At 32.5% G+C, this 24,022-nt stretch carries 20 protein-coding genes; 9 read left to right on the top strand and 11 right to left on the bottom strand.

Translation table 11 applies throughout. The features are described 5' to 3' along the window. Positions 1–100: 100 nt before the first annotated feature. Together EI427_RS19845 and trmB are read right to left on the bottom strand one after the other, a co-directional pair. Positions 101–727, bottom strand: a complete 627-nt coding sequence (locus tag EI427_RS19845) for a WbqC family protein (RefSeq protein WP_126618013.1) — start codon at positions 725–727, stop codon at positions 101–103. Between the two features lie 33 nt (positions 728–760). After that, entirely contained in the window at positions 761–1,420 is a 660-nt protein-coding gene (trmB, locus tag EI427_RS19850; RefSeq protein ID WP_126618015.1) for a tRNA (guanosine(46)-N7)-methyltransferase TrmB, read from the bottom strand. 231 nt (positions 1,421–1,651) lie between these two features. On the opposite strand from trmB, the gene EI427_RS19855 reads away from it, so the two are divergent. Further along, entirely contained in the window at positions 1,652–2,320 is a 669-nt protein-coding gene (locus EI427_RS19855) for a ParA family protein (RefSeq protein WP_126618017.1), read from the top strand. Between the two features lie 56 nt (positions 2,321–2,376). On the opposite strand, the gene EI427_RS19860 is transcribed toward EI427_RS19855, so the two are convergent. Then, on the bottom strand, positions 2,377–2,856 hold the full coding sequence (locus EI427_RS19860; protein ID WP_126618019.1) for a CYTH domain-containing protein: 480 nt from the start codon (positions 2,854–2,856) through the stop codon (positions 2,377–2,379). 10 nt (positions 2,857–2,866) lie between these two features. Further along, positions 2,867–4,048 carry a trans-sulfuration enzyme family protein gene (locus EI427_RS19865; RefSeq protein WP_126618021.1) on the bottom strand — a complete coding sequence of 394 codons (1,182 nt, stop codon included), beginning with the start codon at positions 4,046–4,048 and terminating at the stop codon, positions 2,867–2,869. 126 nt (positions 4,049–4,174) lie between these two features. On the opposite strand from EI427_RS19865, the gene EI427_RS19870 reads away from it, so the two are divergent. From EI427_RS19870 to EI427_RS19900, 7 genes are all read left to right on the top strand, one after another. Then, on the top strand, positions 4,175–4,963 hold the full coding sequence (locus tag EI427_RS19870) for an alpha/beta fold hydrolase (RefSeq protein ID WP_126618023.1): 789 nt from the start codon (positions 4,175–4,177) through the stop codon (positions 4,961–4,963). A gap of 56 nt (positions 4,964–5,019) precedes the next feature. Next, the gene (locus tag EI427_RS19875) at positions 5,020–6,852 is read left to right on the top strand and encodes a hypothetical protein (RefSeq protein ID WP_126618025.1); all 1,833 of its coding nucleotides are present in this window, start codon (positions 5,020–5,022) and stop codon (positions 6,850–6,852) included. Positions 6,853–6,854: 2 nt separating this feature from the next. Then, positions 6,855–7,589, top strand: a complete 735-nt coding sequence (locus EI427_RS19880; RefSeq protein ID WP_126618027.1) for an LOG family protein — start codon at positions 6,855–6,857, stop codon at positions 7,587–7,589. Positions 7,590–7,839: 250 nt separating this feature from the next. Further along, a complete protein-coding gene (locus tag EI427_RS19885) occupies positions 7,840–8,754 on the top strand; it encodes a lytic transglycosylase domain-containing protein (protein WP_205727883.1) in 915 nt (304 codons plus the stop codon). 32 nt (positions 8,755–8,786) lie between these two features. Then, positions 8,787–10,106 (top strand): ribosome biogenesis GTPase Der, encoded by a 1,320-nt coding sequence (gene der / locus EI427_RS19890; RefSeq protein ID WP_126618029.1) that lies wholly within the window; start codon positions 8,787–8,789, stop codon positions 10,104–10,106. Positions 10,107–10,237: 131 nt separating this feature from the next. Further along, positions 10,238–10,708, top strand: a complete 471-nt coding sequence (locus EI427_RS19895) for a hypothetical protein (RefSeq protein WP_126618031.1) — start codon at positions 10,238–10,240, stop codon at positions 10,706–10,708. Between the two features lie 76 nt (positions 10,709–10,784). After that, positions 10,785–11,774 (top strand): M28 family peptidase, encoded by a 990-nt coding sequence (locus EI427_RS19900; protein WP_126618033.1) that lies wholly within the window; start codon positions 10,785–10,787, stop codon positions 11,772–11,774. Positions 11,775–11,858: 84 nt separating this feature from the next. Here the strand turns inward: EI427_RS19900 and aspS are convergent, their stop codons facing one another. The 5 genes from aspS to EI427_RS19925 form a co-directional block, all read right to left on the bottom strand. Beyond that, entirely contained in the window at positions 11,859–13,613 is a 1,755-nt protein-coding gene (gene aspS / locus EI427_RS19905; protein WP_126618035.1) for an aspartate--tRNA ligase, read from the bottom strand. Positions 13,614–13,778: 165 nt separating this feature from the next. After that, positions 13,779–14,291 (bottom strand): Clp protease/crotonase-like domain-containing protein, encoded by a 513-nt coding sequence (locus tag EI427_RS19910; protein ID WP_126618037.1) that lies wholly within the window; start codon positions 14,289–14,291, stop codon positions 13,779–13,781. 212 nt (positions 14,292–14,503) lie between these two features. Further along, on the bottom strand, positions 14,504–15,397 hold the full coding sequence (locus tag EI427_RS19915) for a glutamate--tRNA ligase family protein (protein WP_126618039.1): 894 nt from the start codon (positions 15,395–15,397) through the stop codon (positions 14,504–14,506). A 441-nt stretch (positions 15,398–15,838) separates the two neighbouring features. Next, positions 15,839–16,933: an ROK family protein gene (locus EI427_RS19920; protein ID WP_126618041.1), complete on the bottom strand. Its 1,095-nt coding sequence runs from the start codon at positions 16,931–16,933 to the stop codon at positions 15,839–15,841. Between the two features lie 10 nt (positions 16,934–16,943). Next, positions 16,944–18,482: a hypothetical protein gene (locus EI427_RS19925; protein ID WP_126618043.1), complete on the bottom strand. Its 1,539-nt coding sequence runs from the start codon at positions 18,480–18,482 to the stop codon at positions 16,944–16,946. A 275-nt stretch (positions 18,483–18,757) separates the two neighbouring features. On the opposite strand from EI427_RS19925, the gene EI427_RS19930 reads away from it, so the two are divergent. Continuing rightward, complete coding sequence (locus EI427_RS19930; RefSeq protein WP_126618045.1) at positions 18,758–19,729, top strand: ROK family protein; 972 nt, start codon at positions 18,758–18,760, stop codon at positions 19,727–19,729. A 135-nt stretch (positions 19,730–19,864) separates the two neighbouring features. Here EI427_RS19930 and EI427_RS19935 read toward each other — a convergent pair whose 3' ends face one another. Next, complete coding sequence (locus EI427_RS19935) at positions 19,865–21,085, bottom strand: hypothetical protein (protein ID WP_126618047.1); 1,221 nt, start codon at positions 21,083–21,085, stop codon at positions 19,865–19,867. Between the two features lie 40 nt (positions 21,086–21,125). Then, positions 21,126–23,876 carry a TonB-dependent receptor gene (locus tag EI427_RS19940; protein WP_126618049.1) on the bottom strand — a complete coding sequence of 917 codons (2,751 nt, stop codon included), beginning with the start codon at positions 23,874–23,876 and terminating at the stop codon, positions 21,126–21,128. Positions 23,877–24,022: the final 146 nt, after the last annotated feature.

The raw sequence follows: 24,022 nt of genomic DNA on the forward strand, positions 1-24,022 counted from the left end.
TCTTTAAAGAAATAACGGGTAGTTAATTACTTTTATATGTTGAATCTAGTTATCTGTTCTGTTACTTAAAATAAAGCATATAAATTGTATTAAACAACTCTTAATGAATGATTAATTCACTATTTTGTGATTTTAAAATAGAAATTGTGTTAGGTCCTTCACAAAAAAGTAAGTCAAGGATACTTAAATTTCCATCAAATGAGTTACCGAATACTTGAATATACGAAACTTCATTAACAATTGTTGATGAATTTTTTGAACTTATTTCATTTCTAAGGTCAAGTATCTCTTTATCAGTTGTTTTATTGTATGATGTAGTTAATTCTAATCTCGTTCTAAGTCCAATTAGCTTACAAATACATTCTAATAATGCATAGTTTAATTCAAATAAAGTATCGTATTCTTTACATAGAACATCTTTAATTTCGTTTTCATAGTACTCAAAATAGGGCGATCTACCATAGGCTGAATGTATACTCCTCCAATGTTTAATAGCCCAATTTGTTGTATTATCAATTTTAACTTTTCTAAGAGGCTTACCTTTATTTGCTCCTAAAATAGGAACACTTAATCGATCAATTTTTTGAGCAGTCTTTATGTAGCATCTATTACGATAACTTTGTTTCTGAAAATTTTCATATTTCTCAACATAGAGTGTCTCACAGTGGGCAATTACAGTGAAATATTCAATGTTCGGAAAGAAATGTAAGTCAATTAGAGCAGTCATTTGCTTAATATTTTTTGAATAAATTTGGTGAGACTATTGATTGAATCTAAATTTTAGATAATGAACTTTATGACCAAGCTCTGTAAAATGCTTTTCGTAACGAGTTACAATACCATGGTGTTCTTTTAATAATTTTGATTCATACAAATCAAATGTAATTGCTTCTAATTGTACTTTTTGATCTACAAGTGTTTCAACAGAATATTCAAATAATTCTTTACTATCTGTTTTAAAACGGACAAGACCATTCTCTTTTAATAGGTTCTTATAGATGTTTAAAAATCTAGGATGAGTCATTCTACGCTTTGCATCACGGTCTTTTGGTCTTGGATCAGGGTGAATAATCCAAATCTCGTCTACTTCGCCTTTTTCAAAATATTTTTCAAGGTTTTGGATATGAGTTCTTAAGAAAGCAGCATTTGTAAGTTCTTTTTCATCAACTACATTGCCACCTTTCCAAATTCTATCTCCTTTAATATCAATTCCAATAAAATTCTTATCAGGATACACTTGAGCAAGTCCAGTTGTGTATTCACCACGTCCGCAGGCAAGCTCTAAAACTACAGGGTTTTCATTTTTAAAAACTTCTTTTCTCCAATTCCCTTTTATAGTTTCATATAAAGGTTTTCCTTCTTCAATAACGTATGCTCTGTTATTATTTTCGTCGAACTTTATTAATTTTCTTCTACCCATTTCTTTTAAATTTTTATAATTCAGAATGCAAACATACAAAATCAATGTTTTGCTTGGGTACTTCAGAATAATACACTTATGTTTATATTGGGAAATATTCGGTTTTTTATTGTAATTTCAATGTTTATTAATGAATAGTGTTAAACCTTTTCATTTTTAAAATGAAGAGTATAAACCTAATATTCCTCATAAATAAGATTCTTAAATTTTTTGCCACATATATAGAACTGTATGGCTAAAGTGATTTCTTTCGCAACCCAAAAAGGAGGCGTAGGTAAAAGTACATTATTGATGTTAACAGCATCAGCAGTACATAATAGAACAAATAAGAAGGTTTTAGTGATTGACTGTGATCCACAAAAATCTGTAAAAGATATATATGCAACAGAAGGTGCAGATAAAGAACAATCGTATGATGTAATTTCATTCAATTGGAAGCAACCTCGTGCAGAAGAAAATTTTGATAAAACATTAGCATTAGCAGAGAAAAAATACGATGCTATTTTCCTTGATGTACCAGGTAGAATAGAAGGTAAAGAGATTTATTTTAGTGTTTTAGTTTCTGATGTAGTTATTGTTCCTGTTGTTGCTAGTGTATTAGATATGCGTGCAACTATTCGTTTCTTAAAAACATTACCAATGATTAAAGAAATGAAAGAAAAGCAAGGGTATAATTTTGATGTTTTTGGTATTGTTAATAAAAAAGATCAAACCGTTGAGCATCAAAAGTTAAAAGAACTTGCGGGTATTGGAGGTATGGAATTTTTCTACTCTCCAATTTCTAATTTAGTACGTTACAAAAGAGGGATTTCAACTGTTTATGATATTACAGACCCTACAATTAAGGATGATGAATTCAATCAATATTTTGATGAATTCTGTACAAAATGCTTATTTTAAGTAGGAAAAAATCAGTAAAAAGGGAAGCTTGATGTTTATCGAGCTTCCCTTTTTTTTTACCATTTACTAAAAGGTGTTTTCATTAACATGGCATTATAATATCTATTATCACCTGTTACTTCATTGCCTAACCAATCAGGTTTTTCAAAAGTTTCGTCTTTTGATGATAATTCAACTTCAGCTACTATTAAACCTTTGTTGTCTCCTTCAAAAATATCAACTTCATAAATATGTTCTCCGATAGGGATTTCATATCTAATTTTATCAATCAATCCAGGTTCACATAGTTTTAATAGTGCTTCAACTTCACTAACAGGAATTTCTTTTTCCCACTCATAGCGTGAAAGTCCATCATCGCTTGATTGCCCTTTTATAGTGATGAACCCTTTTTCTCCTTTTATTCTAACACGTACTGTTTTTGTTTTTTCAGCAGTGATGTAGCCTTGCACGATTCTAAAAAATTTAGAAGCAAGTTTTGGATTAAATGATTTGACTAAAAACTTTCTTTCAATTTCTAAAGATTCTTTCTCGCTCATACTATTTGATTTATCCAGTTGGAAGACCCGCTGCTTCGAAAGCATTTTTAAGATCGTCTATTAAATCTTCTAAGTCTTCAATACCTACTGAGATACGAACTAAACCATCATCTATACCGAGTTCTTTTCTAGTTTCTGGAGGAATAGAAGCATGAGTCATAATTGCAGGATGTTCGATTAAGCTTTCTACACCCCCAAGGCTTTCTGCCAAAGTAAATAATTTACAGTTTGAAAGGAACACCTTAGTTTGGTCTAGATCAGCTTTAAGCGTAACTGAAATCATACCACCGCCTTTCTTCATTTGTTTTTTCGCTAAAGCAAAATCTGGATGAGATGGTAGGTGTGGGTAAGCTACTTTTTCTACAGCAGGATGACCTTCTAACCATTCTGCAATACTTAGTGCATTACTACAGTGGCGGTCCATTCTAACTCCCAAAGTTTTTACTCCTCTGTTAATTAGGAAAGAATCAAAAGGTCCTTGAACAGAACCTACTGCATTTTGAAGAAAAGTCATGCTTTCTTCTAATTCTTTATTTTCTCCTACAACTACAATTCCGCCTACTACATCAGAATGACCATTAATGTATTTTGTTGCTGAATGAGCGACCATATCAAACCCTAATTCAAGAGGTTTTTGAAGGTATGGTGTTGCAAAAGTATTATCACAAACAGTAATAATATTATTTTCTTTACCTATTTGAGCTACTTTTTCTAGATCAACTAAACGTAACATTGGATTTGTAGGTGTTTCTGCCCAAATCATTTTAGTATTAGGTTTAATTGCAGCTTTTAATGCATCTAAATCATTTAGATCAATAAAAGAGAATTCTAATTTGGCAGAATACTTTCGTACTTTATCAAAAAGACGAAAAGTACCGCCATATAAATCGTTCATCGCAATTACATGAGATCCCCCCTCAAGTATGTCTAATACAGTTGCGGAAGCAGCTAATCCACTTGCAAAAGCAAATCCTTTTACACCACCTTCTAATGCAGCAACTGCATCTTCGTAAGCATATCTTGTTGGATTATGGCTTCTTGTGTATTCAAAACCTTTATGTTCTCCTGGTGCCGTTTGAGCATAAGTAGAAGTTGCATATATTGGTGGTATTACTGCTCCAGTAGTTGGATCTGGCTCTTGTCCTGCATGAATTGCAGTAGTTGAAAAGCCATATTTTTTATTCTTCTTCATAATTTTGAGTATATTCTATATTGAAACCGAAATTAAACACAATTGAAAATAAAACCTATAAAAACGATAGAGTATTCTATTTGTTTAGTAATTCACCTCTTCATTTTATCAGGTTGCTCGTCTACTATGAATTTAGAGAAAGAATGGAAAAGTCTAGAAAAGAGCTATAAGAAAGAAGGTATTTCTATGAAAGTAAATCATGTTGAAGAAAATTCAATAATGATTAATTACTTATCTGTAAAGGCGAGTGAGGAAACGAACTTAACTTTCGTCTTTATTCATGGAGCACCGGGTAGAGCAAATGACTTTTCTAAATATTTACAGCATCCTCAACTTAGAGAAAGGGCAAATATATTATCCATAGAAAGGTTAGGTTATGGAAGTAATCATGGAGTAGAAGAAGATTCTATAGCTATTCAGGCAGAAGCAATCGAAGCTGTTTTACAGGATTGGGACAGAGTCTCTCATCAAAAGCAAGAATATATTTTAATTGGTCATTCTTATGGAGGACCAATTGCAGCTTACTCAACTTTGGTATCAAAATGTACAATCAAATATTTAATATTATTAGCTCCTGCAATGTCTGCAGATTTAGAACCAATGAAATGGTATTCGAGATGGGCACAGGCAAAAATAATTTATAAAATCCTACCTACTTCTTTTCAAGTTGCTACAGATGAAAAAGCAAATCATAAAAAAGCATTAAAATTAGTAGAGGAGGAATGGAAACTAGTAAAAGTGCCTAGTATGATTGTTCATGGTAAAAAAGATGGGATTGTTCCTTTCGAAAACATGAAATTTGTACGTCAAAATTGGGAAGCACCCCTTGATAGTTTGATCTTAGAAGATAAAGGTCATATTTTTCCTTTTACGGATTCAGATATAGTAGTAGATTTATTACTTGATAAGTCTTAGAGATATTACTTACGCACAAAAAGATTATTATAAACATACGCTAACCAATTATTACTGTGGAAGAAGATTTAGAAAGTCAATTAGAAAATACACAGGAAGAGCAAAAATCGAATGATATGAATGATACATTCGATAGCGAAGGTAAACCTCCAAAGAAAGGAAATAAGAAAATAATATTTTTAGTTCTTCTCCTTCTACTCATCGGAGGTTTTGGGTGGTGGACACAATCATTACCAAAAACGCAGTTATGGCAATCTTTACCATCTGGAGCTGGAATTATTGTGGGTTCATCAGATATTTTTACAACATGGAAATCAATTCATGATTCTGAATGGAATACTTCTTTTGCTAATTCTTTATCAAGTACCAAGCAAAAGATCTGGGATTCTCCAATTGGATCTAACTCAATTCTTCATTTTTTATTAAATGATTACCCATTATTAAGTGGTGTTTATCAGACTGAAAAAGATGGAAGAGCTAAGATTGTTGTTGTTGACTTAGGATGGAAGTCAAAGTTGACAGATCATTTAAGGTTTTTACTAGGAAAGAAATTTACTTTAGAACAAGAGGTATTATCTGGTGATAAGAAAATGACGGTTTTAAAAAGAGGTAATACTGTTTATGGCGTTTACTATGTTTATAATAACCTTTTGATTTTATCTACGCATCAAACATTAGCTAAAAGAGCTTTTGAGTCGATGGAAAATGGTGGAGAATTATTAGAATTATCTGAAAAAGACTTTAATGATGAGGCTTTACTAGAAGTATGGATGAACCCGAATGCAGTTTACTCCCTTTCCGAAGAATATTTTGTAGAACCTCAATTATCCTTACAGGGAATTGGAAGAATAATGGGTTTTCAACATTGGATTTGGACAAAAACAGGTAGTGGTTTAACAGCTAATATAGAAACTTCTCAACGAGCATTTTCGTTAGAACCTGTATGGTGGATGTGGTCTGCAACCTCATCAAGTAAAGAATTACTTTCTGTAATACCAAAAGATATAACAATGGCATCTCATTGGGGAATGTCGTCTAAAATAGGAGAAAGGAGAGCTGCTTTGTTACGAGCAAATGTTGCCCCTTGGAAACCTTTAGAAGATAGATTAGGGATATCTATAAAAGAAGATTTTGATAGCTGGGTTAGTGACGAAGCTGCTTGGGTTAAATTATTACCAAGCAATTTAAAAGGTAAAGATGGTGAGGTAATGCTATTAAAAACAAATAACCCTGCTTTGGCTTCTGAAAAATTAAGAACCTTAAATTTAAAAGTAGAAAGCATGACTTTAGAGCGCTTTTCTGAATTAAAATATAGAGGTTTTGCAATTGGTTATTTAGGAGTTGAAAATTTATTACCAAGAATTTATGGTGAAGCATTTGACCGAATTAAAAGACCTTATTATACAGTACTAGGTAATGCAGTAGCGTTTTCTAATCATCCATTATCATTAAAAAGAATGATTGATGCAAAATTAGAAAAGCGAACAATTGATTTAGATGAAACTACAATACCTAAATCTGCAATGTATTTTTGGGGAATAGGCGATGCCCTTTATCAAGATTTACCTTTATGGATAGATAAAGACGGGTTATCAAAATTAAAATCTTCTGAAGATCTTTTTAGTAATGTAACATCTTTTGAAGGAGTATTTTCGCCTAGAGCAAAATATTTAAAAGCATCTTATTTTAATATCACTTACGGTGATAAATCAGAAAATAAAGTAGCTTTTAAAAAGCAATTAAGAAAGCAGCAAGCATTAGATAGCAGAGAAATGAATGCTTATTTAGATGGGGTAGAAATGTCACAATTTAAAGCCTTTAAAATAGCATCACCTATAAAATCTGATGTTGATAATATGATAAAAGTTAAACAGAATATTAACCAATAATTATGTCAGAAGAAAAAAACAACATAGATAAAGAAGAAGTAGAACGTATAAGAGAAGCTTTTGTAAAAAAAGATTGGGCTGAAATTAAAAGTGCAAACTCTTGGGTTATTTTTAAAGTAATGTCTGAGTTTGTAGATGGCTTTGATAAATTAGCAAAAATAGGCCCTTGTGTCTCTATTTTTGGGTCTGCAAGAACACACGAAGATCATAAATATTATAAGATGGCAGAAACAACTGCAAGTCTTTTAGTAAAACATGGTTATGGAGTTATTACTGGTGGCGGACCTGGTATAATGGAAGCCGGGAACAAAGGAGCACAAGAAGCAGGAGGTAAATCTGTAGGTTTAAATATTGAATTACCTTTTGAACAAGATGGAAATCATTTTATTGATAGAGATAAAATGTTGAATTTTGATTATTTCTTTGTTCGCAAAGTAATGTTTGTAAAATATTCTCAGGGCTTTATTGTAATGCCAGGTGGTTTAGGAACTCTTGATGAATTATTTGAGGCATATACATTAATCCAGACTAAAAAAATAGGTAGATTCCCAATAATACTTGTTGGAGTTGATTACTGGCAGGGACTTATGGACTGGATTAAGTCTACTGTTTTAGAAAAAGAAAATAATGTAAGCCCAGAAGATTTAGATTTAATCCATCTAGTAGATTCCCCTGGAGAAGCAGTTAAAATTATAGAAGATTTTTATGGCAAGTTTTTATTGTCTCCAAACTTCTAAAATGATTATAAACCTTTTATATTTGACACCTCAGTTTATCGGAGGTGTTTTTTTTATCCTTTTTATAACTCATTACCCAATAAAAGTAGTCTTTACAGAAGAATATTTGTTAACTAATGCGTTTATATTCAGATCTTAAAAAGATTACTACGACTTTTGTAGATTAAAATCACTCAATATTTATAGTCAGTTTTACCCCAATAGTATTTGGAGTAGCTTATTATGAGTATTCTTTTCTTGTTTATCGAGTATGAAATCATTTTTATGGTTCTTATTAGGAGCCATTTCGGTAGCATTATTAACATATGCACCAAAGCTTATTCAGCCTAAGACAGAAGTCTTAACAGAAACGGTAGTTGTAAAAGAGATGGAAGGTAATAGCTATGAGTTACCTATGCCAGAACATTTTCAATTTTGTGGAGAGCAAGTACCTTTAGACGATGCAGATGTATATGAAAGATTTGATAGAGAACTTTATGTAAACTCTTATTGGCACTCACATACAATTTTAGTCTTCAAAAGAGCACAAAGATGGATGCCGGTTATAGAAAAGATAATGAAGGAACAACAAGTTCCGAATGATTTTAAATATCTTTGCATAATTGAAAGTGATTTGATGCTTAATGCAAGGTCAGGTTCTGGAGCAGCAGGCTTTTGGCAATTTATGCCAAGCACAGCAAGAGAATATAATTTAAAAGTATCAAAAGAAGTTGATGAACGCTATAATGTAAAGAAGGCAACACTGGCAGCTTGTACTTATTTAAAGAAAGCGAAAGAGAAATTAGGCTCTTGGACTTTAGCAGCAGCAGCTTATAATAGAGGTTCTAGTGGTATAGCAAGAGCGTTAGAAGATCAAAAAGTTACAAATTACTACGATCTTTTATTAAATGAGGAAACATCACGTTATGTATTCCGTATCTTAGCGCTTAAGGAAATTATGCAAAGTCCTGAAAAGTATAGTTTTGAACTTTCTACTAGTCAGCTATATCAACCAGATTTACTAAGAACAATCACAGTTAATAAAACAATTTCAAACCTTGCTGAATTTGCAAAAGAGGAAGGTGTAAATTATAAGATACTAAAACGATATAATCCTTGGTTAAGGTCAAATAAGTTGACTATAAAAAAAGGGAAAAGTTATATCATCACTCTGCCTAATAGGTAAAGTGAACAATAGTTCGAAAAGATAAATTCTCAATGAAGAAGAGTACAAATATTGTCGCAATTGTAGGAAGACCAAATGTTGGTAAATCTACATTATTTAATCGTTTGGTCGAACGCAGAGACGCTATCATGGATAATGAGAGTGGTGTAACGCGTGATAGACATTACGGACAGGCCGATTGGACGGGGAAAAACTTTACTGTAATTGATACAGGAGGGTATGTTGTTGGATCTGAAGATACATTCGAAGAAGCAATTCGTGAGCAAGTTCAAATTGCTATTGAAGAAGCTTCTGTTCTACTATTTGTAGTAGATGTAGAAACAGGTTTAACAGATTTAGATCAAGAATTTGCTTCTTTATTAAGAAGAAGTAAAAAGCCTATATACGTAGTAGCCAATAAGGCAGATACATCAGAAAAAGTGATGCACGCTGTTGAATTTTATGGACTAGGAATGGGAGAACCTATGGCTGTAGCATCAGCTTCAGGTTTTGGAACAGGTGATCTTTTAGATGCTGTAGTTTCTAATTTCCCAGAAGAGGAGGAAGAAGTTGAAGAAGATGCGATTCCAAGAATTTCGGTTATTGGTAGACCTAACGTAGGTAAATCATCTTTAGTAAATCTTTTATTACAAAAAGAAAGAAGTATTGTTACAGAAATTGCGGGTACAACTCGTGATGCTGTAGATGCTACATATAAAGCGTATGGGAAAGAATTTATTCTTACTGATACTGCAGGGTTAAGAAGAAAAACACGTGTAACAGAAAATATTGAATTTTACTCTGTAATGCGTACGATTAAGGCAATTGAGAGATCAGATGTCTGCGTTGCTATTCTTGATGCCACTAGAGGTATAGAATCTCAAGACTTAAGTATTATCAACCTTGCCTTAAAAAATAAGAAAGGTGTTGTGATAATGGTTAATAAGTGGGATTTAATACCTGAAAAATTAACAAATACACCTAAAGAATTTGCTGAGAAAATCAGAGAAAGACTAGGAGGTGCATCTTACTTACCAATTGTATTTACTTCTGTTGTTGAGAAACAGCGTATTGGTAAAGTTATTGACAAAGCAATTGAAGTTTACGAGAATCGTAAGATGAAAGTAATGACTTCTACATTAAACGAGGTACTACAGAAAGAAATTGATCGTAGACCACCTCCTGCACATAGAGGGCATCATATTAAGATTAAATATATTACACAGTTGCCAATACATACGCCAGTATTTGCATTCTTCTCAAATTATCCAAAACATGTAAAAGGACCTTATAAGTCTTTCTTGGAAAATAAGATTAGAGAGCATTTTGGATTTGAAGGTGTACCAATGGGTATTGTGTTTAAAGAGAAATAAATCTAAATTTATAGCGTAAAAAAGCCATTAGTAACTTTTATAAGGAATTTACTAATGGCTTTTTTCGTACCTTAGTAACTTAACGCACTCATTATACGTACAAAGACTATATTATTATTCATTTCAATCCAATGAGATTCATCTTATTTCTATATAGCCTAATTTTACTTACATCTTGTTCTTCGTCTTCAGAAATTCAACCTGAAGAGAATGTAGATACTAATAATAAAATTTCTTTTCAACATGAAGAAGATAATGACTTAATGAAATTAAGCAAAGGTCTTCTGCATTTTAATTATTCTATACATGACGATTCAAAAATTGATTTAAGTAAAATGAAAATTTACTTTTCATGTAGAGATATCAAGAATGAAGAAGTAAGAATTAATAATGATGAAACATCTCCTCTTAATAGTGGTGTTTATTATGTTAAGCTTGAAGTAAGAGAAAATCCAAAAGAAATCAAGTCTCAAAACTCTTTGAAAGGATCACAAAAATTACGGTTACCATCTATAAATTTACAGAAACCAGTATTATTGGTAGATGGTTCTATAATTGTTAGGTCGGGCTTCATCACAGAAATTAATGTCCTTCTTAAGTAAATTATACTAACTTTGAAATTCAGACATATTTATATTATGCTGAATTTTTTTTTGATGAAAAATCAATAATAATCGAATGTTTAAGCAAAAAATGACAATAGCAGCTTTTTGTTGTTTATCATTATTCTCTTGTACCGATAATTCTGGTTCAGACAATAATACTACCGTTCTAAAAAAAGATACTCCAATTCCTACATTTAATGCTGATTCTGCCTATCAATATGTACAAAAGCAAGTTGATTTTGGGCCAAGAGTAGCAAATACAATGGCACATGATATGTGTGGAGAGTTTATAGCCAGTGAATTACAAAGACATGGTGCTACAGTAATTGAGCAGCCTATTTATGTAACTGCCTATGATGGAACTTCTTTAAATGGAAAAAATATAATTGGTAGTATCAACCCAGAAGCGAGCACAAGAATAATTTTAGCAGCGCATTGGGATACTAGACAAGTTGCAGATCAAGATTCTGTGAGAAAAAATGAGCCAATATTAGGAGCAAACGATGGGGGCTCTGGTGTTGGAATATTATTAGAGCTTGCTAGAGTTATTGGTAATGCTAAAAATAAGCCAGACGTTGGCGTAGATATTATTTTCTTTGATATTGAAGATTACGGTAGACCTGCTTTTGCTGAAGATCAATCAGGAGATTCAGGTTATTGTTTAGGTTCTAAATATTGGGCAGAGAATCCTCATAAAGAAGGCTATTCTGCTTATTATGGTATTTTACTTGATATGGTTGGTTCTAAAAATCCAACTTTCTTAAAAGAAGGAGTATCAAGATATTTTGCACCAAGAATTGTGAAAAAGGTTTGGAAAACTGCAGAGCGAAAAGGTTTTGGTAATATGTTTATTAATCAAGATGGACCTGAACTAACAGATGACCACTTGTATGTAAATCAAATTGCTAAAATACCGATGATTGATATTATTGATCTTGACCCATCTGGAGAAAGAACGTTTTTTAAGCATTGGCATACTCATGCAGATGATATGTCTACAATAGATAAAGAATCATTAAAAGGTGTTGGAGTCACATTACTTCAAGTACTTTATAATGAATAATTAATCATATTTTTTTGATTAAAAAGAAAGGGATTGATAACCATTTAGATTATCAATCCCTTTTTATCTTTTAAAGATTATTGTTTACTCAATATCAAGCTGAATACTTAAATCTTTTAATTGCTTATCATCAATTGAAGATGGAGATTCGATCATAACGTCTCTTCCTGAAGTATTTTTCGGGAATGCGATAAAATCACGAATAGAATCAACACCACCGAATAATGAACAAAGGCGATCAAAACCTAAAGCGATACCACCGTGAGGAGGAGCTCCAAATTCGAAAGCGTTCATTAAGAAGCCAAATTGATCTTGCGCTTCTTCTTCAGTAAATCCTAAAGCATCAAACATTGCAGCTTGATCTGCTTTATCGTGAATACGAATAGAACCACCACCAACTTCAACACCATTAATAACCATATCGTAAGCGTTTGCACGCGCATTGTAACGATCAGTTTTTAATATTTCAGCATCTTCTGGAAGAACTGAAGTAAATGGGTGGTGCATTGCATGGTAATGACCAGTTTCTTCGTCTTTTTCGAACATTGGGAAGTTAACAACCCAAAGAGGAGAATATTCAGCACGGTTTCTTAAACCTAAACGTTCACCCATTTCTAAACGAAGTTCACACATTTGCTTACGAGTAGGGTCTAATTCGCCAGAAAGAACTAACATTAAATCACCTGCTTCAGCACCTGCTTTTTCTGCCCATGCTTTTAAATCTTCTTGAGAGTAGAATTTATCTACAGAAGATTTATAAGATCCATCAGCATTACATTTAACGTAAACTAAACCTTTAGCACCAATCTGAGGTCTTTTAACCCAGTTAGTAATTTCGTCTAATTGCTTACGAGTATAATCAACAGCACCTTTAGCACAGATACCTAAAACGATTTCTGCACTATCAAATACTTTAAAACCTTTATTTTGAGCAACATCATTAAGGTCAACAAACTTCATCTCAAAACGAGTATCAGGTTTGTCAGAACCATAATCACGCATTGCATCGGCATATTCCATTTGAGGGAATTTCGGAAGTTCAATGTCTTTCACCATTTTGAATAGGTGACGCATCATTCCTTCGAAATTATCAATAATATCCTCACGTTCAACAAAAGCCATTTCGCAATCAATCTGAGTAAATTCAGGTTGACGATCTGCACGAAGATCTTCGTCACGGAAACATTTAACAATTTGGAAGTAACGGTCCATTCCGCCGACCATTAATAATTGCTTAAATGTTTGAGGAGATTGAGGTAGAGCATAGAATTCACCTGGGTTCATTCTAGATGGTACCAAGAAATCACGAGCACCTTCTGGAGTAGATTTGATCAATACCGGAGTTTCCACTTCGATAAAATCTTGATCAGATAAATATCTACGAACTTCTTGTGCAATTTTGTGACGTAATACTAACTTTTCACGTACTGGATTACGACGGATATCTAGGTAACGGTATTTCATACGAAGCTCGTCACCGCCATCAGTTTCGTCTTCAATTTTAAAAGGAGGTGTATTTGCCTCATTTAAAATTGTAAGATCAGAAAGACGTAACTCTAAATCACCTGTTGGGATATTAGGGTTTTTAGCAGTACGCTCGATCACTTCACCTGTTGCTTTTAAAACAAATTCACGCCCAATTTTACGTGCAGTTTCTAATAATTCAGCAGCGGCATTGCCATCATCTTCAATTAATAATTGAGTGATGCCATAACGATCACGAATATCAATCCAGATTAAACCTCCTTTATCACGAACAGCTTGTGCCCATCCGCTTAAAGTAACTGTCTGGCCAATATGACTTGCGCGGAGTTCTCCGCAATTATGCGTTCTAAGCATTATATTTTTATTTTGTTAGTATCTCTCGATAATCGAACGCAAAAATAAGGAGTACAGACCGCAAGAGAAAACGATTTGTTGTTTCGTTTTCATTGATTTGAATGTTTTTACTCTTTTTTTATTAAAAATGATAGATTTATCTGTTTTTCAAGATAAATTTTGAATTTAATCTTCTAAAATAGAGGTGTGGATTAAATATTCTAATGTGATATCAATTTTATCTGAGGGAATTACTCTAGTGATTAAACCTAAATCTTCGGCCGCTTTGGCAGTCATTTTATTTGTAAGATTTAGGTCATTAGAAAAAATGGCATTTTCTGTTGCATAAGAGAGATCGTTAGCCTGTAAAAAAGATGAACCTACTGTATTTGTAGACCCTTCAAAAACAGCGACAGTCATTGCTCTCATGTTATGAATCATTTCTGTTAAATTGATAAAATAATCACTATTTACAATCGTATCTGTTGTAATAGAGGTATTATTTATACAGAATTTAGGCAAGAAAAAGTTCTCTTGGATTGTTCTGAAAATAACCATATCGATTAAAGAATTCTGGTTTATTTCTTCAAGCTTTGCTATGATTTGTAATGTACTAGGTTTATTAAGTTCGTTTAAACAATTATTAGGCACATATATAGTGACAACATTGCCTTTTTGCGTACTAAAGATATTTTTCATAAGGCAGACAATTTGTAATTATTGATGATAATGATAGTTCTAAGTGTCATTTGGTCTAAAGAGACACCGGGGATCTTATCTAATGACAACTATTGATTTTAATTAAATAAGGTTATTATTTTTAATTATAATCAAAATTACAAAGTCTGTTATTTAAAGTTGATGACGATGGTTATTATAAAATAATAACAAATGTTTGTTAATCATCTTGTTTATTCCTCAATATAATCGTCTGTACCAAGAAAATCGATATCTAATAATTCGTCTATTGAATTAATTTCAACTTCTTCGCCTAAGAAAAATTCTGCAAAACCATTATAAATTTCTTGAGGAGTCATTCCTTGAGCTCTTAATTCTTTAATAGAATCTGCTCCATCTGATTTTGATATTTTGTTTCCATTTTCATCAACTAATAAAGGATGATGGAAAAACTCAACATTTTCAAAATTAGGCAGTTCTAGTTTATTTGAAAGGAAAATTTGAGCAGCAGTAGATTCTATTAAATCTTCTCCTCTTACAATAAAATCAACATTATCATCTTCATCATCCATTAAAGAAGCCAATTGATAAGAGAATAAACCATCTTTTCTACGGATGATAAAATCTTTCATAACTTCATCTAAATCAATAGCAAGGTTACCAATAAAATGATCCTCTAGAAGAATAGGAGTAGCAGTAGTTTTTACTCTTACTGCAGCATCGGAAGTATCAAAAGGGAGAGATAAATCAGTACATTTTCCAGTGTAAATACCATTTTCGTTCTGTTCGTAAATTTCTTTACGAGAACAATTACACGCAAATAAATCACCATGTTCTTTTAAGGTGTCAAATGCTTTTTGATAACGATCGTACCTTAACTTTTGCGTCCAATTTTTATGGAAATCATCAATTCCAGATGGTCCATTATCAAAATCAAGACCAAGCCAATCTATGGTTGTAAAGATATCTTCAAGATACTCATCTCTGCAACGAGTACTATCTATATCATCAATACGTAAAATAATTTCACCTTCATTCTGTCTTGCAATAATCCAAGTTAGAATAAACGAGTAGGCATTACCAATATGAAGGAAGCCACTAGGTGTTGGAGCAAATCTTGTACGCATTGATTATAAAATTTCATTATAGATATTCTATAAAGGTACGAACTAGAAACTAATTTTTAAGAGTTGGACAATATTAAATTTTTCTGTTTTAAAGTCTACTAATTAGACTTTGCAATGAGTTTATATGAACCCATAAAAACAACAGAAAGTACGAAAACACAGGCAAGTAATTCCATAGTATTATAGTTTGAAAGGTTTATTTTGGTTATTTATATATCAATGACAACTGAGTAAGGACTAAAGACGGATAATCGGATTATTGTTTTAAAACTTTAAAGTTTATTAAGAGTAAAGATCTTGTTGTTGCTATTTCAAAAGTAAGAAATGAGAAAAAAAATACACTATTGTTACAACAAAATAGTTCGTATTTATAGCTTAAATACAATTTGTTGTGGCAATAGTGTAATATGAATGTTTAGTGTTGACAGTTTTGAAGTTGTCTTACTTTTCTTCTAACTGATTTACTGCATAAGCATAAGCACCTAATGATATTGCTTCTGAAGTACCTAATTTAGAAATACCAACACCAATTTTTGGAGAGGCATCATAGAAAACTGTATGATCTGCAAAAGGAACTTTAATTTCCAATTGATTATTTTTTACAAAACTTCCAAGCTCTTCTTCTGATGTTAAATTAAATACTTTAGCAACCAAACGGTCAGTACCTGATTTATATTGAGATTTCATCTCTTTTAAAGTAGCAGGAAGTATTAATTCTGAAGCTCCAGATAAACCACCACCGATAACAATTAAGGCATCAATGCTAGTAGCCAATGTACATAAAACATCTCCTAAGTTTTCGCCTAAAGTATCAAATGCTTTTTGAGCACTAGCTTTATCTCCTTCTTGAATACCTTTAGCAATCTCGAATATATCTTTTGGTGTTAAATCAGCATTATCAACACCAGAAAATTCTTTGTAGAACCTTTGTACAGCACGAATACAAGAAGCCTCTTCAGCATTAACATGGTCAAGAACTTTTGACGGTAGTAACCATATTTCACCACCCATACTATTATCACCTAGATGTAACTGCCCATTACTAACAATACCGCCACCAAGGCCTGTACCTAGAGTAATACCAATTATATTTTTATAAACTTTTTCACTTCCGTTTTCAGCAAGTTTAGCATTAATATCAGGTAATAAACCACCAATAGCTTCACCATAAGCAAATAAATCGCCATCATTATTAATATAGGCAGGAATACCAAATTTATGCTCTAACATTGGTCCTAATGCAACTCCACCTCTGTAACCAGGTAAGTTTTGTAAATCACCAATAATACCATTTGGATAATCAGCAGGTCCAGGAAAAGCAAAGCTTATTGCTTCTGGCTTTTTATCACCTAACTGAGTAATCACATGATTAAATCCGTCTAAAATATTTTGTAAACTTTTTTCGAGATTGTCTCCATTAGAAGGTAATCTATATGGATCTACAATCATTTTGCCTCCTTGCATTGCTGAAAAAACAAAATTTGTTCCTCCGGCATCTAAAGTTAGAACGACTTGCTGTTTGTTCGAAATTGACATAACTCTTGGTTTATTTTTTTGTAGTAAGAATAAGCATTTCACGTGCAGACAATTTTACGAATAGTGGATGATTAATACCTATTCTTTGATGTTTATTTTTTGGTAATATCATTGAATTGAATTCCAAAATAGTATCATCTTGACCTATAGAAAAACTATAAAAGGTTTTATCTACTATGTTATCTGTAAAATTGATTTCTACATACTCATCACGATCAGTTAAATTAGATAGCAAAATTACGTAATCATTATTGTTTATAGTACCGACACCTTTTATTTTTTGATGATTATTATTAGTTAACTTAATTACTTGAGAGCCTCTAGGTAAATTCTGACTTAACCACGACCAAGAGTAATACCAAGGCCTTAATTTCTTATCAGATGTAGTATTGAAAAGGGTATCAGCTAAACTATTCCACATTCCATTTTTTATCAATTGATTTTTATTTCCATCATTGGCCTCTGTAAACATTGCATCATCTAAGTGCCATGCAATAATACCGTCAGCGTTAGCTTCAAGTAATTGAACGACTGCAGCAGATGTATAAACAGCATAATCATTTTCATAAACTTTCATCTGAGACAACCTACTAGCATGTTCATCTAACGCAATTAAGCTATCATTATAATGGCTCTCTTCTGAGTTTTTTTGAGGACGTATTCCAAATTCAGAAATAATTAGAGGTTTATTTTTTTGTTTAATTACATCTTTATCTAAGTTGAAAACCTTGGTAATTGTATGAGAAGAGATATCTTTTTCTGAAGGATAAATTTGAAGGTCTATCGCATTATATATGGAATCTGAGTTGCTTTTTTGAAGCCAGTCTAAACTCGTTAACCCATCTTTAGAATAATGTAATAAAGGATCTATACTAGGACCTAAAAGTTTTAATTGCTCATTAATTTTGACTGTCTCAAATTCGTTTTTTAATAATGATATGGCAGTATGATATTGGTTGTAATCTCCTTTTGTATTAGCTGTAATTGTATTTGGTTTATTTATTAATGAATAAAATTTGATACAAGTGTATTTCTTTTTGATGATGAGGTGCTGCATGTATTTCCCAATCATTTTTACCCAAACCGCGTATTGATTATTTCTTAATTGCCAAGGAGGATTCCACTCACCCATTATTACTGTTATGTTATTTTCTTGGCAATAATCTAACACTTGATAAAGAGCATGCATTTCCATTCTATCAAAGTTTATGTTTGGGATACTTTGATTTATCATACCTCTAAAATAGCGTTGCTCAGCATGGTCTAAAACTCTTATAAATTGAGGTTGCATATATTCTAGCCTTTGGTAAAGGAACTCCCATCTTTTTTTATCCTTCATAATATTCCCCCATTTATCTTGGTTAGAATCTGCATGAGGGTAAGTAGACCATTGTACACCTAAACCTAAAAAATTAGAATTAATTACTTCTGAATCATCAAAAGTTAAAATAGTAGTAGGGAGTTCTGATTCTGAACAAGAGGAAAAACAGAAGAATAAAGTATATATAGATACTATAAAATAGTTAGCTCTTAATTTATTTGGGATCATAGTTCTGTAGTAGTAATAAAGAGAAGATTTTCATTTATAAATATCAAATAAAAAAGATAAAGCACTTATGGATTTTGATAGGAATGATGGTACTTTTCTAAGTTGAAAGAAGAAACTACATGAATTTTTGCGAGAATTATGATAAAAATACTCTTTCATTGAGATTTTGTAATGAAAATCATTTCTTAATAAAAAAAGTTTTATGATTTTCAGCCTGCGATTGAGAAATCACAAAAATTAAACGAACACTTTCGAAAAAAAATTATAGACTTATCATGACAACAGTAACATTAGGTATTGATGTTGGTGGAACTAACACAAAAATCGGTTTTGTGGATCGCCACGGTAGATGTTTAGCAAGTACCCATATCTCAACGGGTGCAGACGAACCATTTTCTAATTTCTTAGAAAACGTTTTTAAAACAGTAAAAGCACTTTCTAAAGAAGCAGGAGATATCGAAATGGTAGCCGTAGGTATTGGAGCTCCAAATGCTAACTACTACACAGGTAAGATTGAAGAGGCTGTTAACCTTAAAGGTTGGGGTAAAGAAGTTGCCATTGCAGATTTAATGGAAGAGCACTTTAAAGTGCCAGTTGCTATTACTAACGATGCTAATGCAGCAGCACTTGGTGAAATGAAATTTGGTGTTGCACAAGGAATGAAAAACTTCATTGTTGCTACATTAGGTACTGGTTTAGGTAGTGGTATTATTGTAAACGGAGATCTTCTTTACGGACATGATGGTTTTGCTGGTGAGCTTGGCCATATTACTGTAGTAGAAGAAGGAAGAACATGTGGCTGTGGACGTAGAGGTTGTTTAGAAACTTATGTTTCTGCAACTGGTATTAAGCGTACAATGTTTGAATTATTAGCAGATAGCAACGGATCAAGTTCTTTAGCTAACAAGACATTTGAACAATTAACTGCAAAAGATATTTTTGATGCTGCTGAAGCTGGTGATGCACTAGCAAAAGAAGCATTTGAAGTAACAGGAGAAATTCTTGGTAAATCTTTAGCAGACGCAATTGCTATTTTTAGTCCAGAAGCTATCGTATTATTTGGTGGGTTAGCATCAGCAGGTGATTATATCACGCAACCTACTCGTAGAGCAATGGAAGAAAATTGTTTACACATCTTTAAAGGAAAAACTCGTCTAGTAGTTTCTAACTTAGAAGGTGATAATACAGCAATTTTAGGTTCTTCTGCTTTAGCGTGGCAAGAGTATGAAAAGAAGAAAAATGCTTAATTAGTATTTTTGATATCATATAAAAAAATCCCTTCTAGATACTAGAAGGGATTTTTGCTTTTTGTGATATTGGAACGGTCCTATTAAATAGAATTCTCACCTTCTAAATAATAGAGTTGTTACAGTAGCAAATTTTTATCTACTCTCTTTGTATTCAATTGGAGTAGTTGATTCTAAAACTTTTATATCAGAAATAATGAAAGAATTTTCAGCCTCTTTACCATTCTCTGGAAAGTAAGAAGCATGTACATGTGTTAAAGTAATATCGTGCTCTATACTAACACCTGTTGGGTAGCCCTGTACAACAATATTTTCAATTTTCACTTTTGTTCCTTCACGTAGTTTTAAACCTTGGCTATTACTAGCTCCTTGATTTATTAGTGTTATATTTTTAAGTGTAGGGAAAGAGAATGGCTCCATTGCATTATTTGCTTGGTTATTATCACCTTCTAATCCTCTGTCGCCTTGTGTTACATTTTCTCCATATAAGTTTGTAGCTGTACCTACCCATCCTTCTGTCCAGTCAAAAGAATCATCACCATTATCTGTAGATACTAGGTTTTCAGCATTTACAGTGCCACCAAACCATTCAAAACCATCATCTGCACCTTTATGAGCTTGTAAGTTTCTTACAATAGTACCAGAACCTACTCCGTTAAAAGTAAAACCATTATGTTCTTTATCAGCAGTAATTTGGTTTCCACCAAACTCTAAACGAACATATTCTAAAATTCCAGAATTATCTGTAGGTTGATTTCCTCCATACCAAATACCATCTCCAGCTACTTCAGGAACAGCTCTACCAGATTCATCTCCGTTATTAATTGGAGCATGTCCGTTAATAATTATACCACCCCAAGAACCAGGAGCTCCTATTGATGATGCATTTTCTGTAGTAAAGACAATCATGTTTTGTGCAGTACCTTGAGCAATAATTTTAGCATCTTGCTCAATCATTAAATAAGATACACCAGCTTCATCAGGATCAACAATTTTCACACCTTCTTCGATAGTTAATGTAACACCAGCTTTTACATGTACACCACCTTTTAAAAAGTGAACAGAATTAGCTGAAAGTGTTAAATCAGAGGTAATGTTACCCGTTAAAGTTTCTGCATTTGTAATATCTACATCAGTACCGCTATAATCTGCATCTACAGCCCAAGATGGTTTTGCCCAACCTGTAGCAGATTCACTTTCAACACTGATTGGGTTATTTGCATTTAAGAAATTGGCCAACTCAGTACCATTAATTCCATCATCTGGAGTAGGTGTATTATTTTCTTTTTCGCAAGATGAAAATAATGTAGACGCAAGAATACCTGCCACGAATAAATTTTTTGTGTAGTTTTTCATTCTAATAGAAGTGATTTTTGATTAATAATTAAGTTTGTTTTTAAAATGTATAAGATAATCCTATACTGAATTCTGCTCCTCTTTTGTAAGAAGAAATAGGTTTAATAACACCACCTTCAAACTCTTGATACCTTTCAATACTAGGGTTTAATAGGTTTTTAGCTGATATATTTAAACTTAGATTGTCTTTAATTTTATTTCTGATGATAAAGTCTAGTGTACCGAAAGATTTTTCATAAATATCACCAGCTCCATACGATCCAGAAGCATATAATCGATCTCCAAATGTTGTATAAGCAATAGTAAATATTGAATTTATATTACCTCCAAACCATTCTTGATTATAGCCCATATTGGCATTTAATATATATGGTGATGCACCTTGAAGTTCTCTTTCTCGATTGGTAACTACAGTACTCACATTATCACCAATTCTCATTCTTGAGTACATTAAAGTACCATTAAAACCAACGGAAAGTTTATCTAACATTGGGTTACCGTTGTTAATAATATTCCCTACATTTTTTTGAAACTCTACTTCCACACCAGCAACTACGGCAGAACCTACATTTTCATAAGTATACAAAGTACCAGCAGCCGGTTTTGTGACTCTTTCAATAGGGTTGTCTAAGAACTTACCGAATGCACCAATAGAAAATATTTCACCAGAATTTGGGAAAATTTCATATTTTAAATCAAGATTATAATTTTCAGAATTCTTTAAATTAGGATTACCAATAATAGATTCTCCACCTGCTACGCTTTGGTATTCAAAAGGAATAATTTCTCTCATACCTGGGCGAGTAATCGTTTTACTTGCAGCTAATCGGAAATTTGATTTATCATTTAAAGAATACTTGAAATTTGCTGAGGGTAAGAATTCAGCTGTTTCATAAGTGTTTTCTCTAAAAGGAGCATCAAGAGCATCTTGTCTTAATCTATATTTTACATATTGTCTACCAATTTCAGTACGAACTCCAATATTCATTTTTAATTTACTTGGAATTATTTCATAGTCATATCCTGTATAAAAAGCATGAATATCCATTTGAGCATTGAAATAAGTATCTGCAACCTCGTAAGGGCGATACTCTAAAGTGCCATCTTGAAGCCATTTATTAATTTGCCCATTCGGGTTGTTACTATCAATCCCATTTGCACCAGATCCATAAATTCCAGTTTGGTACCATTCAAAATCTCTGTTTTTTGCTTTTCCCTGATATCCAATTTTTATAGTACTTCTATAGGTATCGTTATGAGTATTGAATGTACCGAACCCGTAACTTAATTCTCCTTTTGCTCCATATTCAACTTCGTTCATATCACCCCAGTAACGATGATTATCAATTGGGTTAAGTGTAAATAAATTTACATTTGGTCCTTTGCCATCAAACAGTAATTGTTTACGATCGGGTTCTTGGCTTCCGGTTTGAGAACGTGAAACACCCCATGTTAACTTCAATCTATCATTATCTAAAAATGAATGATCCCCAGTTAATTGAGCTACCCAAATTGTATTTTGCAAGTAGGTATTTCGTCTTATAAAAAGATTTTCTTGATCAAAGTCTCTGTGATACCCAAAGTTTTCGTCTACGGAGTTAAAAGACTCGTTAACGAATATATTATTGATATTGATTTTATGACGGTTATTGATTTTAAAAGTCATGTTTGCTAATGCAGAGGTATTTGTAGAATAAATCCACTGATCTCTTTGGTAATCTACAGTAGGGCTAGCTTGTGCATTGTAAGCAGCATATTTACCGCTTAGATGTTCGTATTTATTGTTGTGAGCAATAGATGCAACAAAACCAAATCCACCTTCATTGCCAATATTCCAAAATTTACCACCAGCAGCATTAAAATTAATAGCCATTGGTACTTTGTTTACAGTGGGTGACCAAGATGTTTCATAACCTCCTTGTTCACCACCAATAATAGGAGGTACACCGTTGCTAGGCATTTCTCTTCCATTTCCAGTAAAACCTAAACCTTCAAATTGCCCATCAGGTTGTGTTTTAAAATCTTGAAAAGTAGCTTGTGTATTGTAACTACCAGAAACCCCAATAGTAAAAAAGGGATCATCTGGGTAGTCTTTTAATTTAATATCAACATTTGCACCAGCAAAATCTCCATATAATTCTGGAGATGCAGTTTTAGATACACTAATGTTTTTTACAATATCAGAAGGGAAAATTGAAAGTGGTATCATTTTCAAATCTGGATTTGTAGATGGAATTGGTAAGCCATTCATTGTTGCATTATTGTATCGATCTCCAAGACCTCTTACAAATAACCCTTTCCCATTAACTTTTGTAACCCCTGATATCTGAGTCATAGCACCTTCAACATCAGAAATACCTTTTACAGACATTTCTTCTGCTCCTATAGATTGAAGCATCACATCAGCATTTTTTCTTTCTACCATTAATACCTGTGCACTTTCTTTATTAGCTTTCGCTACAATTTCAACAGCTTCTAACTCTTGTGCATCGATTAATAAAGAAAATGAAAGTGTCTGTTTTGTACCTGCTGTAATATTTATAGTTTTTGATGCTGTTTGGTATCCAATAAAAGAAGCTACTATAGTGTGAGAACCTTCCATAGCCTTGAATGTGAAATTTCCAAAAACATCTGTTGATGCTCCATTTGTTGTGCCTTTAATAATCACGCTAGCACCAATAATTTCTTCTCCAGATTCGGCATCAATTACGGTTCCTGTTATAGTTCCACTTTGTGCCCATGTTCCAATACTGAATGAAGTGAATAAAATTAGGATAAGTATATTCTTCATTATTTGTTCTTGTTATTATGGGAGCAAAAGTAGTTGTGAGAAGTTTCCTGCTCTTCTATAAAAAGTGAACTTTTAATGAATTGAAATAGATGTGTATGATGTTAATATTAACGTGTTAAATTATTGATAATGTGTGTATTGTTATT

It is taken from the genome of Flammeovirga pectinis, assembly GCF_003970675.1.
Taxonomy (GTDB): domain Bacteria; phylum Bacteroidota; class Bacteroidia; order Cytophagales; family Flammeovirgaceae; genus Flammeovirga; species Flammeovirga pectinis.

Excerpts from the sequence above, each read along its gene's own strand:
- EI427_RS19845 (WP_126618013.1), bottom strand. The coding sequence starts at position 727 with ATGACTGCTCTAATTGACTTACATTTCTTTCCGAACATTGAATATTTC.
- trmB (WP_126618015.1), bottom strand. The coding sequence starts at position 1,420 with ATGGGTAGAAGAAAATTAATAAAGTTCGACGAAAATAATAACAGAGCA.
- EI427_RS19855 (WP_126618017.1), top strand. The coding sequence starts at position 1,652 with ATGGCTAAAGTGATTTCTTTCGCAACCCAAAAAGGAGGCGTAGGTAAA.
- EI427_RS19860 (WP_126618019.1), bottom strand. The coding sequence starts at position 2,856 with ATGAGCGAGAAAGAATCTTTAGAAATTGAAAGAAAGTTTTTAGTCAAA.
- EI427_RS19865 (WP_126618021.1), bottom strand. The coding sequence starts at position 4,048 with ATGAAGAAGAATAAAAAATATGGCTTTTCAACTACTGCAATTCATGCA.
- EI427_RS19870 (WP_126618023.1), top strand. The coding sequence starts at position 4,175 with ATGAATTTAGAGAAAGAATGGAAAAGTCTAGAAAAGAGCTATAAGAAA.
- EI427_RS19880 (WP_126618027.1), top strand. The coding sequence starts at position 6,855 with ATGTCAGAAGAAAAAAACAACATAGATAAAGAAGAAGTAGAACGTATA.
- EI427_RS19885 (WP_205727883.1), top strand. The coding sequence starts at position 7,840 with ATGAAATCATTTTTATGGTTCTTATTAGGAGCCATTTCGGTAGCATTA.
- der (WP_126618029.1), top strand. The coding sequence starts at position 8,787 with ATGAAGAAGAGTACAAATATTGTCGCAATTGTAGGAAGACCAAATGTT.
- EI427_RS19895 (WP_126618031.1), top strand. The coding sequence starts at position 10,238 with ATGAGATTCATCTTATTTCTATATAGCCTAATTTTACTTACATCTTGT.
- EI427_RS19900 (WP_126618033.1), top strand. The coding sequence starts at position 10,785 with ATGTTTAAGCAAAAAATGACAATAGCAGCTTTTTGTTGTTTATCATTA.
- aspS (WP_126618035.1), bottom strand. The coding sequence starts at position 13,613 with ATGCTTAGAACGCATAATTGCGGAGAACTCCGCGCAAGTCATATTGGC.
- EI427_RS19910 (WP_126618037.1), bottom strand. The coding sequence starts at position 14,291 with ATGAAAAATATCTTTAGTACGCAAAAAGGCAATGTTGTCACTATATAT.
- EI427_RS19915 (WP_126618039.1), bottom strand. The coding sequence starts at position 15,397 with ATGCGTACAAGATTTGCTCCAACACCTAGTGGCTTCCTTCATATTGGT.
- EI427_RS19920 (WP_126618041.1), bottom strand. The coding sequence starts at position 16,933 with ATGTCAATTTCGAACAAACAGCAAGTCGTTCTAACTTTAGATGCCGGA.
- EI427_RS19925 (WP_126618043.1), bottom strand. The coding sequence starts at position 18,482 with ATGATCCCAAATAAATTAAGAGCTAACTATTTTATAGTATCTATATAT.
- EI427_RS19930 (WP_126618045.1), top strand. The coding sequence starts at position 18,758 with ATGACAACAGTAACATTAGGTATTGATGTTGGTGGAACTAACACAAAA.
- EI427_RS19935 (WP_126618047.1), bottom strand. The coding sequence starts at position 21,085 with ATGAAAAACTACACAAAAAATTTATTCGTGGCAGGTATTCTTGCGTCT.
- EI427_RS19940 (WP_126618049.1), bottom strand. The coding sequence starts at position 23,876 with ATGAAGAATATACTTATCCTAATTTTATTCACTTCATTCAGTATTGGA.